Raw genomic sequence first — 14,283 nt, forward strand, 5'->3', positions numbered from 1 at the left:
GGGCCCATGTTCGACAAGATCCTGATTGCCAACCGAGGCGAGATCGCCCTGCGCGTCATCCGCGCCGCCCGCGAGATGGGGATTAAGACGGTCGCCGTCCATTCCACCGCTGACAGCGACGCGATGCATGTGCGCATGGCAGACGAATCGGTCTGCATTGGCCCCCCGCCTTCACCGCAAAGCTATCTGTCCGTACCGGCGATCATCTCGGCTTGTGAGATTACAGGTGCGCAAGCGATCCACCCGGGCTATGGCTTCCTGTCAGAGAATGCCGAGTTCGTGCAGATCGTCGAAGATCACGGCATCACCTTTATCGGCCCCACCGCGGAACATATCCGCGTGATGGGCGACAAGATCACCGCCAAGGACACGATGAAGGCGCTGGGTGTGCCCTGCGTGCCCGGCTCGGACGGTGGCGTTCCCACGCTGGAAGATGCCAAGCGTATCGGTGAGGAATTCGGCTATCCCGTCATCATCAAGGCTACCGCTGGTGGCGGCGGTCGTGGCATGAAGGTCGCGATGAACGCTGATGAGATGGAAAGCGCCTTTATGACCGCGCGCGCTGAGGGCAAGGCCGCCTTTGGCAACGACGAGGTCTATATCGAGAAATACCTGACCACTCCCCGCCATATCGAAATTCAGGTCTTCGGCGACGGCAAGGGCAAAGCCGTGCATCTGGGCGAACGCGACTGCTCGTTGCAGCGCCGCCACCAAAAAGTGTTTGAAGAGGCCCCCGGCCCCTGCATCACCCCCGAAGAGCGCGCCAGGATCGGCAAGATCTGTGCAGATGCCGTGGCCAAGATCAACTATATCGGCGCGGGCACAATCGAGTTCCTCTATGAAAACGGCGAGTTCTATTTCATCGAAATGAACACCCGCCTTCAGGTGGAACATCCTGTGACCGAAGGCATCTTTGGCGTCGATCTGGTGCGCGAGCAAATCCGTGTGGCCGCAGGCGAACCGATGTCATTTGGGCAAGAGGATCTGGAAATCAACGGCCACGCCATTGAGGTTCGGATCAACGCGGAAAAGCTGCCCAACTTCTCGCCCTGCCCCGGCAAGATTACGGCCTATCACGCGCCGGGCGGTCTGGGCGTGCGGATGGATTCAGCTCTCTATGACGGCTACTCGATCCCACCCTACTATGACTCGCTGATCGCCAAGCTGATCGTTCAGGGCCGCGACCGGGCCGAAGCTCTGGCCCGTCTGGAACGCGCATTGGGAGAGTTGATCGTGGACGGCATCGATACCACAGTCCCTCTGTTCCATGCCTTGCTGCAGGAACCCGACCTGCACAGCGGCGATTACAACATCCACTGGCTGGAGCGCTGGCTTGCGGAGAATATGGAATAGTAACCTCCAAGAACCGGAGGGCGCACGCCTTCCGGTTCCCTCTTACCCAAAATGAGCCTATCCGCTGAACTTTTGCTGCACGGGTACTCCATCGGCATTTTCCCGATGGCCGAACATCGCGATGATCCCGAGTTGTTCTGGGTCGATCCAAAGTTTCGCGGCGTCTTTCCGTTGGACGGGTTCCACGTCTCGCGTAGTCTTTCACGCCGCATCCGCAATTGCGGGTTCGATATCACGATCAATCAGGACTTTTCAGGCGTCGTGGATGGCTGTGCCGACAGAGCCGACACCTGGATCAACGCAGAGCTGCACGATCTGTACCGCCAATTGCACCAAACAGGCTATGCCCATTCTCTTGAAGTCTGGGACGGAGCCGCACTTGTGGGCGGTGTCTATGGTGTAACCTTGGGGGCTGCATTCTTTGGGGAAAGCATGTTCTCACGCCGCACGGATGCGTCGAAAATCGCCCTTGCCTATCTTGTGGACCGCCTGCGACAAACCGGATTCCACCTGTTCGATACGCAGTTTCTAACCGCACACCTGGCCTCATTGGGTGCCATCGAAATTCCACGCAGCGCTTACAAAAAGGAACTGGAAGAGGCTCTGAATCTCAGCGCCGATTTCACAGCATCAATAGATCAGTCCGCAGCAGGTGTAATACAGCGGATCACCCAGACATCATAACGCGCATGATCCAGCGCGTTCAGGGCTGGGGATGTTGCAATCATCCAGCCGTCAAACAACTGATCAGCTTTCCCCGTTTCCCAAATCGTCAAATAGGCAAACGCGTCACCCGTCGGGTTGTCAACCGGATAGCGGCAATCCCCCAGGGCAACGTCCAAGCCAAAAACAGCTTCGGTCTCACCGCTTTGCATTTCAACATCAACGGTTTGACCGCTGACTTTGTCAAGCCCGCGCAGCATGGCCCCCGGACCGGACTGAACCTTTTGTTGAGCAACAGCACTGGTCCCGACCATAAGAAGGGCAATTAAAGCAGCGCGGATCATTCGCTGCCATCTCCGGCCACAAACTTGACCAGCAGAGAGATCAGACTGACCGCGCCTTGCGTATCCTCAATCTCGTCTCCGGGTTCGAAATAGAATGGTGACCCGCCGGGCATTACCTCGACGAAATTACCGCCCAGCAGCCCCTCGGACGAGATCACAATGGCGCTGTCATCCGGCACCAGGACGCCATCGGCAATGGTGAAGGTCGTGTCTGCGCGATAAGTATCCGCGTTCAGCGTCACGCCGGTCACGGTTCCAATCTTGACACCTGCAAGACGAACATCCGTCCCGACACCGACCCCTTCCAACGATCTGAAAGACGCGCCAAGTTCATATCCGGCCGCGCCCTTCGACAGGCCCGTCGATTGGCTGGCGTAAACACCAAATGCCAGCGCACCGGCCAACACGACGCCACCGACAACAACTTCGGTCCAATTATGGCTCGACATCTTTGCCTCGCTTATTCCGGGCTCCAGGCCTCATAATCTTTGCGCTCAACCGGTTCAGCCCGACGCAGCGATCCGGCCGGCGTATAAGCCAGCGCAGTACCCGTCAGGTTTTCCTGATGTGGTTTTTCCCAGGATTTATGCGGTAAAGGTTTGTCCGTCGGAGGTTCGTCCCAGGTGCGGTGCAACCAGCCGTGCCATTCCGGGTCAACTCGACTGGCTTCAGCCTCGCCGTTGAATATCACCCAGCGCTTGCTGTCATCCGCCGTTCGATAAAACACATTGCCTTCATTGTCTTCGCCAACTTTGACGCCCTTACGCGACGTATAGATCTGCGTGTTCAGAGTGGACCCGTTCCACCAGGTCACGGCTCGCAAAAGACTGTTCAGGATTCCCATCGGGTGCCTCCGGCATTTCGGTCGAGGAAAGGTATGGACCAAAGGCTCGCCAAGGTCCAGTGCCACTGGGGTCGCCTGCGTCACTCCGGCAGAAACGCGGTCACTTCAATTTCGATCCTGTATTTTGGGTCGATCAGCCCACACTCAATCATAGTCGCAGCCGGAGGATTTGCGCCGAAGGTTTCAGCCAGAATGGGCCAACACGGCTCAAACTCTGTACGATCCGGCAACATGTATGTCACCCGCACAACATCTTTAAAACTTGCCCCGGCATTTTGCAGAGCAGTTTCGATGGTCGCCAGCGCGGAACGGCACTGCGCAACAATATCTTCACCTTGCCCAACTGTGCCGGCCACGTGAACCCACCCGCCGGCAACGACCGCGCGGCAGTAACCAACTTTTTCCTCAAATTCGCCGCCTGATGAGATCCGCTGGATCGCCATATCGCTCCCTCTTTGTTGTTGGCAATCCGCAAACCGCCATGCCCATCGCAGAACCCCTGCGTTCATTTGGCCTGACTTTTTTCCGAGAAAATCAACTGCGGCGGGGGCAAAGCCCCCAACCGCATTGTCAAAAACAATAGCCGCGACAGGGCAGCTTACCCAGCAGAAGCTGATTCAGGAGCCGCATCCGCATAGATGAACAAAGGTTGAGACTCGGACGCGACGGCCTCTTCGTTCACCACAACTTCGCTGACATTCTTCATGCCAGGCAGTTCGAACATGGTATCCAGCAGGATGTCTTCTAGGATCGACCGCAGTCCCCGTGCACCGGTTTTGCGCTCGATGGCCTTCTTGGCAATCGCTTTCAATGCGTCATCGGTAAAGTCGAGTTCGACATCTTCCAACTCGAACAGGCGCTGATACTGCTTGACCAAAGCGTTCTTGGGTTTTGTCAAAATGGTGACCAGAGCATCTTCGTCGAGATCCTCCAGCGTTGCCAGAACTGGCAAACGCCCAACAAATTCTGGGATCAGACCAAATTTAAGCAGATCCTCGGGCTCCAAATCCTTGAAAATCTCGCCAACGCCACGATCATCATTGTCGCGCACATCGGCTCCGAAACCCATGGCCGAGCCTTTGCCACGCTGCGCGATGATCTTATCCAGACCCGCAAACGCGCCGCCGCAGATGAACAGGATATTGGTGGTATCCACTTGCAGGAATTCCTGCTGAGGATGCTTGCGCCCTCCTTGCGGCGGAACGCTGGCCACGGTGCCTTCCATCAGCTTCAGCAGCGCTTGCTGCACGCCCTCGCCCGACACGTCGCGCGTGATCGATGGGTTTTCGGACTTGCGCGTGATCTTGTCGACCTCGTCAATATAGACGATGCCGCGCTGCGCGCGCTCAACGTTGTACTCACTGGCTTGAAGGAGCTTGAGGATGATGTTTTCGACATCTTCGCCCACATAGCCAGCTTCGGTCAACGTCGTTGCGTCAGCCATGGTGAACGGAACATCCAGGATGCGGGCCAGTGTTTGAGCCAGCAGAGTCTTGCCGCAACCGGTGGGACCGATCAGCAAAATATTCGACTTCGCCAGTTCAATATCGCTGCCAGCTTTCTGAGCATGATTCAAACGTTTGTAGTGGTTGTGAACCGCCACCGACAAAACACGCTTGGCTGTGGCCTGACCGATCACGTAATCGTCGAGAACCTCGCAAATATCCTTTGGCGTTGGAACGCCATCAGACGACTTCAGCCCGCTGGCCTTGGTCTCTTCGCGGATGATGTCCATGCACAGCTCGACACATTCATCACAGATGAATACGGTCGGGCCTGCGATCAGTTTTCGCACCTCGTGCTGGCTTTTCCCGCAGAAACTGCAGTAGAGCGTGTTCTTACCGTCGCCGCCTGAATTCGTCGCCATGATCTACCTTTCGGGCCTCGTCCCTGCACCCCGTCAGGGATGCGCTTACGCCTGTTTGTGCAGCTTAGGCCAGCACTCTGGCGGCTACAATCTCAAAATGAACCCCGCGCCCAAGGCGCAGAGTGTCGGTCTCAGGCCTCATCTGTGTCCATTTTTGCACGGTTTTCGACGATTTCGTCGATGTGGCCCCAGTCTTTCGCCTCTTCCGGGCTCATGAAATTGTCACGGTCCAGCGCTTTTTCAACCGCCTTTTTGGTCTGCCCGGTATGACGCACGTAAATGTCATACAGGCGATCCTTCAGCTTTTGCGTCTCGGCTGCGTGAATCATGATGTCGCTGGCTTGGCCTTGGTAGCCACCGCTGGGTTGGTGAACCATGATACGGCTGTTGGGCAAGGAGAAACGCATTCCCTTCTCGCCACCAGCCAACAAAACCGACCCCATCGACGCCGCCTGACCGATCACCAATGTGGAACATTTCGGCTTGATGTACTGCATTGTATCGTAAATAGACAAACCGCTTGTTACTACACCACCAGGCGAGTTGATGTAGATCGAGATTTCCTTGTTCGGATTCTCGGCCTCAAGGTGCAACAGCTGCGCGACGACCAAATGGCTCATTCCATCATGAATCGGGCCGTTGATGAAGATGATCCGCTCTTTCAGCAGACGTGAGAAAATATCGTAAGCGCGTTCGCCCCGGCTGGTCTGCTCGACGACCATGGGAACGAGCGTATTCATGTAGGTATCTACGGGATCGAACATTCGGAACCTGCCTGCTTTGCTATGGATCGGGACACTACCCCAACAAGTATTACCCAAGTCTTAGTGTTGGCTCGAGGGGGCTGCAAGGGGGGGCAAGCGAGAACGATGAAGGAATGTAGGATGACACCAATTCCGCACAGCTCGACCCGTTGTTCGCGATCCGGAATACTTTTGAGCCACCGCCTAAACCACACAGCCTTAGTATACGGGGAAAAGCGGCGAGGGTTCCCCTTTCACTCATCACGGTATTTTGATTTATACATATGGAACAAAATGCACGAAACATGTAGGTGAGTGAACGGCGTAGTTGCGCCGTAATATGATAACGTTACCCATTGACGGGGTTAGCAAGGAACTAGAACGATGGCACTTCCACAGTTGTCCCAGGACATGCCCCAAGAAGACATGTATCGCATGGTAGAAAACGCCGCGCTTGCATCTAATTTTCTAAAGGCAATTAGTCACGAAGGACGCCTGATGATTTTGTGCCATCTGGTATCTGGTGAGAAGTCCGTCACAGAACTGGAAGGGCTTTTGTCCGCGCGGCAAGCCGCCGTATCCCAGCAGTTGTCGCGTTTGCGCCTTGAAGGATTGGTCGTACCTCGGCGGGAAGGCAAAGCAATCTACTATCGTTTGGCAGACGATCGTCCACGTCGGATTCTTGAAGTTGTCTACGAGCTATTCTGCGACAGAGACGCCTCCTAACTACTGGTCTGGTCAGTAGAAAGCTGCTACCGAAAATTTATCGAGCACCAAGGAGACGACTATGATCCGTGTATTTCTGATTGGCCTGAGCCTGTTTGCCCTGACCGCCTGCGAAACTGCAAAAGGCGCTGGCAAAGACATCGAAAAAGCCGGGGATGCCATCCAGAACGCTGCAACAGACGTGCAGGAAAACCTGTAAGCGTTTCTGACCCTGATCACCAAGCATCGGCATTTCAAGAAAGACGGGCTCCTGTGTCACTACCAAGCATCCGCGCTTGGACGCTTGGCCCTACGACTTGATCACAAGCCAAATACCGGGGCTCTTTTGTTCGCGCAAAAGAGCCCCGTTCCCGTTCAGCAGAGGGGTGAGTGGTAGCCTGTATGAAACCGTGATCCGGCAAAGGAAAAGGCGTCAGGTGCGCAGACGCGGTCTTTGCATGTACCCTTTCGGATACGCCTGACGCCTTACCGGGTCGGCGCGCCCCGAGGGACGTTCCGATCCTTTTGCCTCAGCCCCACCAGGGACTTTGGCGATTGCTGAGAATCCATAGGGAAACACAGCATGCATCGGTAAACCAAGAGGATGATCAACTGACGTGGGCGGGCTGCCCGCTATCACCTGACCTCAACGGTAAGTCTTTGAAGTTCAGAGAAAATCCCAAGACCCTCTCAATCACTCCAACCCTCCGGCCCTTTGCGTACCGCCTTTGGCTCCGAGGATCCTGGGCGGTGTCAGGACTTTGGCATTCCGGCCGGCTTCGGACAAGAAAATAGCACTGCAGCATGAAAAATTGACGGGGATAAAATGTTGATATCCGCAGGGACACTTCTGTGGATAATCCGAGAAAGCACGGCACTGCGCACAGTTGATGGAGCATTTGTCAATACGGGTAGAAACCGCCCTTTTTCCGCGCAATGCTGCAAGCGCGAACGCCAACATGCACTCTGTAGGCCGAAAAACACCGGGTTTGACAAGTTCTCAGCGCCTCAAACTATCGAATCGCGCACTCAGACTCGAGAGAAACAGACTATCGCATGAACTGGGACCGGATGGCGCGTAAGTCACCGCACGCAACGCCGCGCTGAAGGTCCGCGAGGTCCAGATGCCCGTGGGTCGAGGAACACCGCATTCTGACCCAAAACCAACCGAACCCTGTCGCGGGCAATGCGCGCCACCCGGCCCACCTCCCCTGGTGGAGACAATGGTTGCTTTACTGAGAAGCGGCCCGGCCCGGCTGGCTAACCTACACCTCCGCCGCGCAGACAATCGGGCGGCGGTCCATACCCCCTACTGTCCGGCCGGGCCGGAACCGCTTCATTTCACCTGACGTTCCAGAACGGTGCTGTAGGTCGTTCCATTCCGCAGGCTACGGAAATCCGCATAGATCTTGCCATCCTCATACCGCGCATCGATCAGCGCATTGGCTCCGATCACCAGCGGTGAGGTTTCAACGATGCCAATAGACCCCGAGCCATCGAGACTTATGGTGCCGGTGGCCTCGTACTCATTCCATTCTGTATCGCCATCACGGCGCCACTTGCTGGGCCCCCAGAAGACATTGTCTTCCTGCATCTGGACGTCGAGCATCCATTCGGCCTGATTAAACCGGGGTTGATCGCCCTTGTAGTAGTGGCTGGGTTGAACGGTCGTGTAAGACCCCAGCCACGTGCCGCGCAGGTCGGGCGTGGTATCGGCCAGAGCGGCCGTTCCAAGGGTGAGGGTCGTGGCCAAAGCGGCTGCTCCGACAGTCATGTATCTGGTCATGGGCTCTCTCCTTTTCGTCTGGTCAACAGATTGGGAGGGCGCTCACAGGTTACAACTTACCTAAGGGAAACTTCATGATTGGTTCACCGGGAGCTTAGAATGGGGCATCAGGCCCAGGCCAGAGCTGTCCCAACAATGACCAGCGCGATGCCGACCCCCTCGCGATAAGAAAAGTTCTCGCCAAACAGGAAATATGAGGCGATGGCGATCAACACGACCTCAGCCCCCAGAATGCCGGTATAGATGATGCCCAACCGTTCATTGCGCAGCGCGGCGAGTTCCAGAGTTGCGGCGGCCAGCAGCGTGGCGACGATCAGAAGGGTCAGGCCAACACCGGGGAGTTTCCACCAGAACTTCATCGAGATCATGGCCACAGAATAAAGACCTGCCGATCCGAGGGCGATGAGTGGGATCATGGATGTGGACATAGGGGCCTCCCGCCGAGGTTGCCGTAGGGTCAAGTATAGCAGGTGGGAGGACTATGGGCTGTGAGGTTGGTCACAGTTGGTAGGTCATCAGAACTGAGGGCAGCGCCGGCCCGAGGGGGTGAGCGGCGTCTTGGAATTCGTCCAGTGGACGAATTCAGCCGCGAACGGGCGGAGCCACGGGGCGCAAACGCTCCGCCCCATGGGGGCAGGTCGGCGCGGCCGGCGGTAAAGTGGTTAGAGTTCGAGAGATTGAAGAGGTTACTTTTGAGTTTCCGCCGAAAACTTCAAGTGTGGCCACATCTCGTGTATCCAGGCAACAAACACTGCTAACATGAATACCGAATATGTCACCGACCAAAATGCGCCACTGGTCTGAGCTGCCTCGAAAAAGCGTCCTTCATCACCAACTTCTCGAAACCAAAGTCTGGAAGCGGAAACTAGAGACGAGAATACAAAATACACGGCCATCAAGATCAGAAAGCTTGAGTTTGCGACCTTCACGACCGAAGGCGTCAGCTCGTTTGCGGCTTTTAGGTCCTTCAGGTAGTGCTCCCAGCCCGCTACGTTCTTAAACCGGTTTTCAATACGCAATTCAATGAAACGTCCGGCTCTCGCGATGCCATTAACTTCAATGACAAACAGAAATGACATTGCAACAACAACAAGTGGAACGATGTACAAAAATGTACCTTCCATTACACCGGCAATTTTCAAACCTGAAACGCTAGGTATTCCTAACGCAGCGCCAGCAACAATAAAGAAGCGTCTCTGTTGCCGATCAAGGATTTCTCTACGGAGAGATCTGCACTGTTCTTCGAACACTACAATTTCATGGTCGCGTGTTTCGGTTAGCTTAAAGTGCCGATCATAATCACTCATTGGAAACGCCTAAAATATTTGTATTTCAATAGTTTATCACAGTCTGCACTTTCACTCAAGCACACTCTTTGCATGAGGAATTGCAAGTTGCGGAAAGAAAAATCGCGGCACAATGGCCCCGCCGCGTGGGCACGCAGTTGGCTGCGCCAAACGCTTTCGCGCACTCGCACTTAAAATGGATTAAGAATCCATTTTAAGTGCGGAAATAAACGCCTCCTGCGGGATATCGACCTTCCCGAACTGACGCATCTTCTTCTTACCCGCCTTCTGCTTGTCCAGCAGTTTACGTTTCCGCGTGGCGTCGCCTCCGTAACACTTCGCGGTCACGTCCTTGCGCAGGGCGCTCAGGGTCTCGCGCGCGATGACCTTGCCTCCGATGGCAGCCTGAATCGGGATTTTGAACATGTGGCGCGGGATCAGGTCCTTGAGCTTTTCGCACATCGCCCGGCCCCGCATCTCGGCCCGGTCGCGGTGAACCATGGTCGACAGCGCGTCGACCGGTTCGTCATTCACCAGCACCGACATCTTGACCAGATTGTCCTCGGTATAGCCGGTCATCTGGTAGTCGAACGAGGCATAGCCTTTGGTCACTGATTTCAGGCGGTCGTAGAAGTCGAAGACGACCTCGTTCAGCGGCAGGTCATAGACGACCATGGCGCGGCTACCGGCATAGGTCAGGTCCAGTTGGATGCCGCGGCGATCTTGGCAGAGTTTCAGTACGTCACCCAGATACTCGTCGGGCACCAGAATAGTCGCCTTGATACGCGGTTCCTCGATATGGTCGACCTTGGACGGGTCGGGCATGTCGGCGGGGTTGTGCAGCTCGATCATCTCACCGTCTTTCATGTAGACGTGATAGATCACCGACGGCGCGGTGGTGATGAGCTCGATATCATATTCGCGTTCGATGCGGTCGCGGATGACCTCAAGGTGCAGAAGCCCCAGGAAGCCGCAGCGGAAGCCAAAGCCCAGCGCGGCCGAGGTTTCCATTTCAAAGCTGAAGCTGGCGTCGTTCAGCGCCAGCTTGTCGATCGCATCCCGCAGGTCTTCGAATTCGGCCGAGTCCACAGGAAACAGGCCACAGAACACCACCGGCTGCGCGGGTTTGAAGCCGTCCAGCGCGTCCTCAGTCCCGTTACGATCATTGGTGATCGTGTCACCCACTCGGGTGTCGCGGACCTGTTTGATGGATGCGGTCAGAAAACCGATCTCACCGGGGCCGAGGCTGTCGACCATCTCCATCTCGGGACGGAAAACGCCGACGCGGTCGACATGGTGCAGCGTGTTGTTCGACATGAACTTGAGCCGCATCCCCTTTTTCAACGTGCCGTCCATGATGCGGACTAGAACGATCACGCCGAGATACGCGTCGTACCACGAATCCACCAGCATCGCCTTGAGCGGCGCATCCAGATTGCCCTGCGGTGCGGGCAGCTGTTTCACAATGGCTTCCAGCGTTTCGTGGATGCCCTGCCCCGTCTTGGCGCTGACCTGAATGGCATCAGTCGCGTCGATGCCGATCACATCCTCGATCTGTTCGGCCACACGGTCACAGTCGGAGGCCGGCAGGTCGATCTTGTTTAGCACCGGAACGATCTCATGATCGGCATCGATGGCTTGGTACACATTCGCCAAAGTCTGCGCCTCGACTCCTTGAGTCGAGTCCACAACCAGCAAAGAGCCTTCGACCGCGCGCATGGACCGGCTGACCTCATAAGCAAAGTCCACGTGACCGGGCGTGTCGATCAGGTTCAGAACGTAATGCTCACCATCATCCGCCGTATAGTCGATGCGGACCGTGTTGGCCTTGATGGTGATGCCACGCTCGCGCTCGATATCCATGCTGTCGAGCAGCTGTTCCTTCATGTCGCGATCCTTGACCGTTCCGGTCTCTTGGATGAGCCGGTCAGCAAGGGTGGATTTGCCATGGTCGATATGCGCGACGATGGAGAAATTGCGGATATGAGCGAGGTCTGTCATGGGTTGGGGATATGTAGAGGAATCGTGGGTTGGTCAAGGTGGATTGAGTGCGCCGACGATACTATACAACGTCCTTCGACTTGTTCACCTCGGCAAGCCGTTTGACAATTGCTTGAGCCTACGATGAATTCCCGCAATCTGAAGCCAGCTTATAGTCCCGCTCTCGATCAAGAACGCCACGCCAATCAGCTTTCAAAATTAGGTCCCTAAGCAAAGGAACATGGCAAGTTCGATCCCGAGCATAGAAGTGGCGCCGGTTAATCACGAGGATTGGGAATGGTGTTTCATCCCCCTCAAACTCCGCCGTCAATACGGTTAGAAAATTGTCTTCATCATTACTTTGAAAGTCGCTTTCGACAAATCCGAGCGCCCTTACGATTTCTTCATCGAGAGCCTCAAAAAAATGGTCGGTAAAAATTACCATAAGGTCAAAATCAGAAAGTTGTTTTGAAGGATAGTTGAAGTCGATCTTCTGATTGAAATCCCCGCCGGTTACTTCAGTGGCGAGTTGACCGGAGATGCCTGAAATGAGCACTCTGACAGGTCTATCCAGGTCGTCTGATCGATCTTGAGCAGTGCTTTGCTCTGCCATGCCGAACACAAACATCAAAGTCGCGATTAAGAATAGTCCTGTTGTTTTTAGTTTCATTAAAACTTCCGCGTTCATAAACTTGAGTGTTGGAACAACCGTATAGCCAATAGTCCAGCAATCAAGCTATGTCGCGATGGGTGCGGGTTACACTCTTTCAGATGAATGCCGAGTTGAAGCCCGCCCTGCGGGCTAGGCGTTTCCGACTCGTGCAATCACTTTTTTGCAACGTACGATTGATCCGTTAACCACTTTGATTCATACTCCCGCTCAGACTGAGAGGGGCACAAGATCCCTCAGGGCAGGCAAAAACGAGGCATGAGCATGAAACAGTTCCTCTTAATCGCTTTCTGTGCCGCAACGATGACGGCCATCGCTCCGCAGGTTGAGGCCGCGCAGATCAAGCGCGCCTGCCTGGCGTCGGATCGGGCGGCGGCCACACGTGATCGGTGCAGCTGCATTCAGCGCGTGGCAGATCAGGCACTGACGCGCAGTGACCAGAAGACCGTCTCGAAGTGGTTCGAAGACCCCCATCAGGCGCAAGAGCTGAAAATGTCGCGCACGGCGCGTGATGATGCGCTGTGGGATCGGTATCAAAACTTCGGCCAGATGGCGCAGGCGATCTGCAGCTAACGCACCGCAAATCCTTGACCTGATCCACGCTGCGCCTCAGAAAAGTTGCAGCGAAAGGGATGTGCGATGGTGATGAAAGGGCTGACCCTGCGGGGCCTTGAGGTGTTCGAGGCTTTGGCGCGGACGGGATCGGTAGCGCAGGCCGCCGAGATCACCGGGCTCAGCCAGCCGTCCGTATCCCAGCAACTGCGCAATTTGGAAAAGGCGCTAGGCACCGATCTGGTTGATCACGGGCGGCGGCCTATGCGGCTGACCCAGGCCGGGCGCAGCTTTCTGGCGCGGGCCGAGGCTGTGCTGGCCGAATTGCAGGTGGCCCAAAGCGAGCTTTCGGTCATGGAGTTGGGTCATCTGACCACGCTTTCCATCGGGTTGATCGACGATTTCGACAATGATCTGACTCCACGGTTGGCCACATTGCTGGCCGATAGCCTGACCCGTTCGAAATTCAAACTGATCACCTTGTCGAGCCTCGATCTGTTTGAAGCTTTGGCCGAGCAGCGCCTCCACATGGCGATCACCGCCCATAGCGGTGAGGCGCTGGAAGGCGTGATCGAGTATCCTTTGGTCCGCGATCCGTTCATTCTGGTGGCCACAAAGGGTTCGGGCGCGGTCGAGGCCGTGCAAGAGAGCTTGCCGTTTCTGCGTTACGCGCGCGAGCAACTGATCAGCCGCCAGATCGAAGCGCATATGGCGCGCGACGGGAAAGAGTTCGAGGAACGGTTCGAGATCGGCTCACACATGGCTTTGATGGCCATGGTCGCGCGGGGTTTGGGTTGGGCAATCACGACGCCGCTGGGCTTCATGCGCGCGGCACGCTTCCATGACGGGTTGGAGGCGCACCCTGCCCCGTTTGGAGATTTCTCTCGCACGATCTCGCTTTTGGCCCGCACCGATTGGTCGGATCAGGTCCCGCAGGAGGTCGCAGGTATGACACGTCGGCTGATGCAAAACCAGATCATCGAACCGGCCCTTAACAAACTGCCCTGGCTGAACGGTCAGTTGAAGGTGATCGGCGGCTAGCGCTCCAGATGAGCGGCCAAGCCGGCTACTGCTGTTTCGATCAGATCCAGCGCACCATCGAAATCCCGCGTATAATAGGGGTCAGGCACATGATCAGACTGGGTTTCATGGGCAAAGTCGGTCAGCAGGCGCACAGGCGTGGCGTTGCCCGTAGGACGCAGATCCTCAATATCCGCGATGTTGTTGGCATCCATGCCAATGATCAGATCGAACCGATCAAAGTCGGCGGCTGTAAACTGTCGGGCACGCAGGTCGCTAAGGTCAAATCCTCTGGCTTTTGCGGCGGCCTGCATGGGGCCGTAAGGCGGGTTGCCTGCGTGCCAACCCATGGTTCCGGCACTGTCGGTTGCGTGATGCGGCGCGCGATCGCGAAAGACGCCTTCGGCCGCAGGGGACCGGCAGATGTTGCCCAAACAGACAAAGAGGATACGGTGTGACATATGCAAGCT

At 56.1% G+C, this 14,283-nt stretch carries 18 protein-coding genes; 6 read left to right on the forward strand and 12 right to left on the reverse strand.

Annotation, left to right across the window (positions count from 1 at the left end; translation table 11 throughout):
- Positions 1 to 6: 6 nt before the first annotated feature.
- Positions 7 to 1,353 carry an acetyl-CoA carboxylase biotin carboxylase subunit gene (gene accC, locus GS632_RS11330; RefSeq protein ID WP_171238194.1) on the forward strand — a complete coding sequence of 449 codons (1,347 nt, stop codon included), beginning with the start codon at positions 7 to 9 and terminating at the stop codon, positions 1,351 to 1,353.
- Between the two features lie 51 nt (positions 1,354 to 1,404).
- Positions 1,405 to 2,037 carry a leucyl/phenylalanyl-tRNA--protein transferase gene (gene aat / locus GS632_RS11335; RefSeq protein ID WP_171235236.1) on the forward strand — a complete coding sequence of 211 codons (633 nt, stop codon included), beginning with the start codon at positions 1,405 to 1,407 and terminating at the stop codon, positions 2,035 to 2,037.
- Here the strand turns inward: aat and GS632_RS11340 are convergent.
- The 6 genes from GS632_RS11340 to GS632_RS11365 form a co-directional block, all read right to left on the reverse strand.
- On the reverse strand, positions 1,992 to 2,360 hold the full coding sequence (locus GS632_RS11340; RefSeq protein WP_171177720.1) for a DUF2155 domain-containing protein: 369 nt from the start codon (positions 2,358 to 2,360) through the stop codon (positions 1,992 to 1,994). The two genes, aat and GS632_RS11340, sit on opposite strands and share 46 nt — an antisense overlap.
- A complete protein-coding gene (gene mlaD, locus GS632_RS11345) occupies positions 2,357 to 2,809 on the reverse strand; it encodes an outer membrane lipid asymmetry maintenance protein MlaD (protein WP_171238192.1) in 453 nt (150 codons plus the stop codon). The genes GS632_RS11340 and mlaD overlap by 4 nt, the downstream gene beginning before the upstream one ends.
- Before the next feature lie 11 nt (positions 2,810 to 2,820).
- The gene (locus tag GS632_RS11350) at positions 2,821 to 3,204 is read right to left on the reverse strand and encodes an NADH:ubiquinone oxidoreductase subunit NDUFA12 (RefSeq protein ID WP_171177723.1); all 384 of its coding nucleotides are present in this window, start codon (positions 3,202 to 3,204) and stop codon (positions 2,821 to 2,823) included.
- Between the two features lie 80 nt (positions 3,205 to 3,284).
- Positions 3,285 to 3,647: a RidA family protein gene (locus tag GS632_RS11355; protein ID WP_171238191.1), complete on the reverse strand. Its 363-nt coding sequence runs from the start codon at positions 3,645 to 3,647 to the stop codon at positions 3,285 to 3,287.
- Positions 3,648 to 3,802: 155 nt separating this feature from the next.
- Positions 3,803 to 5,071 (reverse strand): ATP-dependent Clp protease ATP-binding subunit ClpX, encoded by a 1,269-nt coding sequence (clpX, locus tag GS632_RS11360; protein ID WP_171177726.1) that lies wholly within the window; start codon positions 5,069 to 5,071, stop codon positions 3,803 to 3,805.
- A 131-nt stretch (positions 5,072 to 5,202) separates the two neighbouring features.
- Positions 5,203 to 5,835, reverse strand: a complete 633-nt coding sequence (locus tag GS632_RS11365; protein ID WP_171177728.1) for an ATP-dependent Clp protease proteolytic subunit — start codon at positions 5,833 to 5,835, stop codon at positions 5,203 to 5,205.
- A 363-nt stretch (positions 5,836 to 6,198) separates the two neighbouring features.
- Between GS632_RS11365 and GS632_RS11370 the strand changes: the two genes are divergently transcribed.
- A complete protein-coding gene (locus tag GS632_RS11370; RefSeq protein ID WP_171177730.1) occupies positions 6,199 to 6,540 on the forward strand; it encodes a helix-turn-helix transcriptional regulator in 342 nt (113 codons plus the stop codon).
- A 61-nt stretch (positions 6,541 to 6,601) separates the two neighbouring features.
- Positions 6,602 to 6,739: an entericidin A/B family lipoprotein gene (locus GS632_RS11375; RefSeq protein ID WP_171177732.1), complete on the forward strand. Its 138-nt coding sequence runs from the start codon at positions 6,602 to 6,604 to the stop codon at positions 6,737 to 6,739.
- A gap of 1,116 nt (positions 6,740 to 7,855) precedes the next feature.
- Here GS632_RS11375 and GS632_RS11380 read toward each other — a convergent pair.
- The 5 genes from GS632_RS11380 to GS632_RS11400 all read right to left on the reverse strand — a co-directional run bounded on the left by GS632_RS11380 (position 7,856) and on the right by GS632_RS11400 (position 12,241).
- Positions 7,856 to 8,305: a hypothetical protein gene (locus GS632_RS11380; RefSeq protein WP_171721858.1), complete on the reverse strand. Its 450-nt coding sequence runs from the start codon at positions 8,303 to 8,305 to the stop codon at positions 7,856 to 7,858.
- A 107-nt stretch (positions 8,306 to 8,412) separates the two neighbouring features.
- Positions 8,413 to 8,733 (reverse strand): hypothetical protein, encoded by a 321-nt coding sequence (locus GS632_RS11385; RefSeq protein ID WP_171238189.1) that lies wholly within the window; start codon positions 8,731 to 8,733, stop codon positions 8,413 to 8,415.
- Positions 8,734 to 8,991: 258 nt separating this feature from the next.
- Positions 8,992 to 9,612 (reverse strand): hypothetical protein, encoded by a 621-nt coding sequence (locus GS632_RS11390; RefSeq protein WP_171721857.1) that lies wholly within the window; start codon positions 9,610 to 9,612, stop codon positions 8,992 to 8,994.
- Between the two features lie 180 nt (positions 9,613 to 9,792).
- A complete protein-coding gene (gene lepA / locus GS632_RS11395; RefSeq protein ID WP_171238187.1) occupies positions 9,793 to 11,592 on the reverse strand; it encodes a translation elongation factor 4 in 1,800 nt (599 codons plus the stop codon).
- 118 nt (positions 11,593 to 11,710) lie between these two features.
- Positions 11,711 to 12,241: a hypothetical protein gene (locus GS632_RS11400; protein WP_171238186.1), complete on the reverse strand. Its 531-nt coding sequence runs from the start codon at positions 12,239 to 12,241 to the stop codon at positions 11,711 to 11,713.
- A gap of 264 nt (positions 12,242 to 12,505) precedes the next feature.
- Here GS632_RS11400 and GS632_RS11405 point away from each other — a divergent pair, with 264 nt between their 5' ends.
- Both GS632_RS11405 and GS632_RS11410 read left to right on the forward strand, forming a co-directional pair.
- Positions 12,506 to 12,814, forward strand: a complete 309-nt coding sequence (locus GS632_RS11405; protein WP_171177743.1) for a hypothetical protein — start codon at positions 12,506 to 12,508, stop codon at positions 12,812 to 12,814.
- Positions 12,815 to 12,880: 66 nt separating this feature from the next.
- Positions 12,881 to 13,834: a LysR family transcriptional regulator gene (locus tag GS632_RS11410; protein ID WP_171721856.1), complete on the forward strand. Its 954-nt coding sequence runs from the start codon at positions 12,881 to 12,883 to the stop codon at positions 13,832 to 13,834.
- On the opposite strand, the gene GS632_RS11415 is transcribed toward GS632_RS11410, so the two are convergent.
- Positions 13,831 to 14,274 (reverse strand): low molecular weight protein-tyrosine-phosphatase, encoded by a 444-nt coding sequence (locus tag GS632_RS11415; protein WP_171177747.1) that lies wholly within the window; start codon positions 14,272 to 14,274, stop codon positions 13,831 to 13,833. The genes GS632_RS11410 and GS632_RS11415 overlap by 4 nt on opposite strands.
- Positions 14,275 to 14,283 lie beyond the last annotated feature (9 nt).

It is taken from the genome of Ruegeria sp. HKCCD7296 (genome assembly GCF_013110775.1).
In the GTDB taxonomy this organism is placed as follows: Bacteria; Pseudomonadota; Alphaproteobacteria; order Rhodobacterales; family Rhodobacteraceae; genus Ruegeria.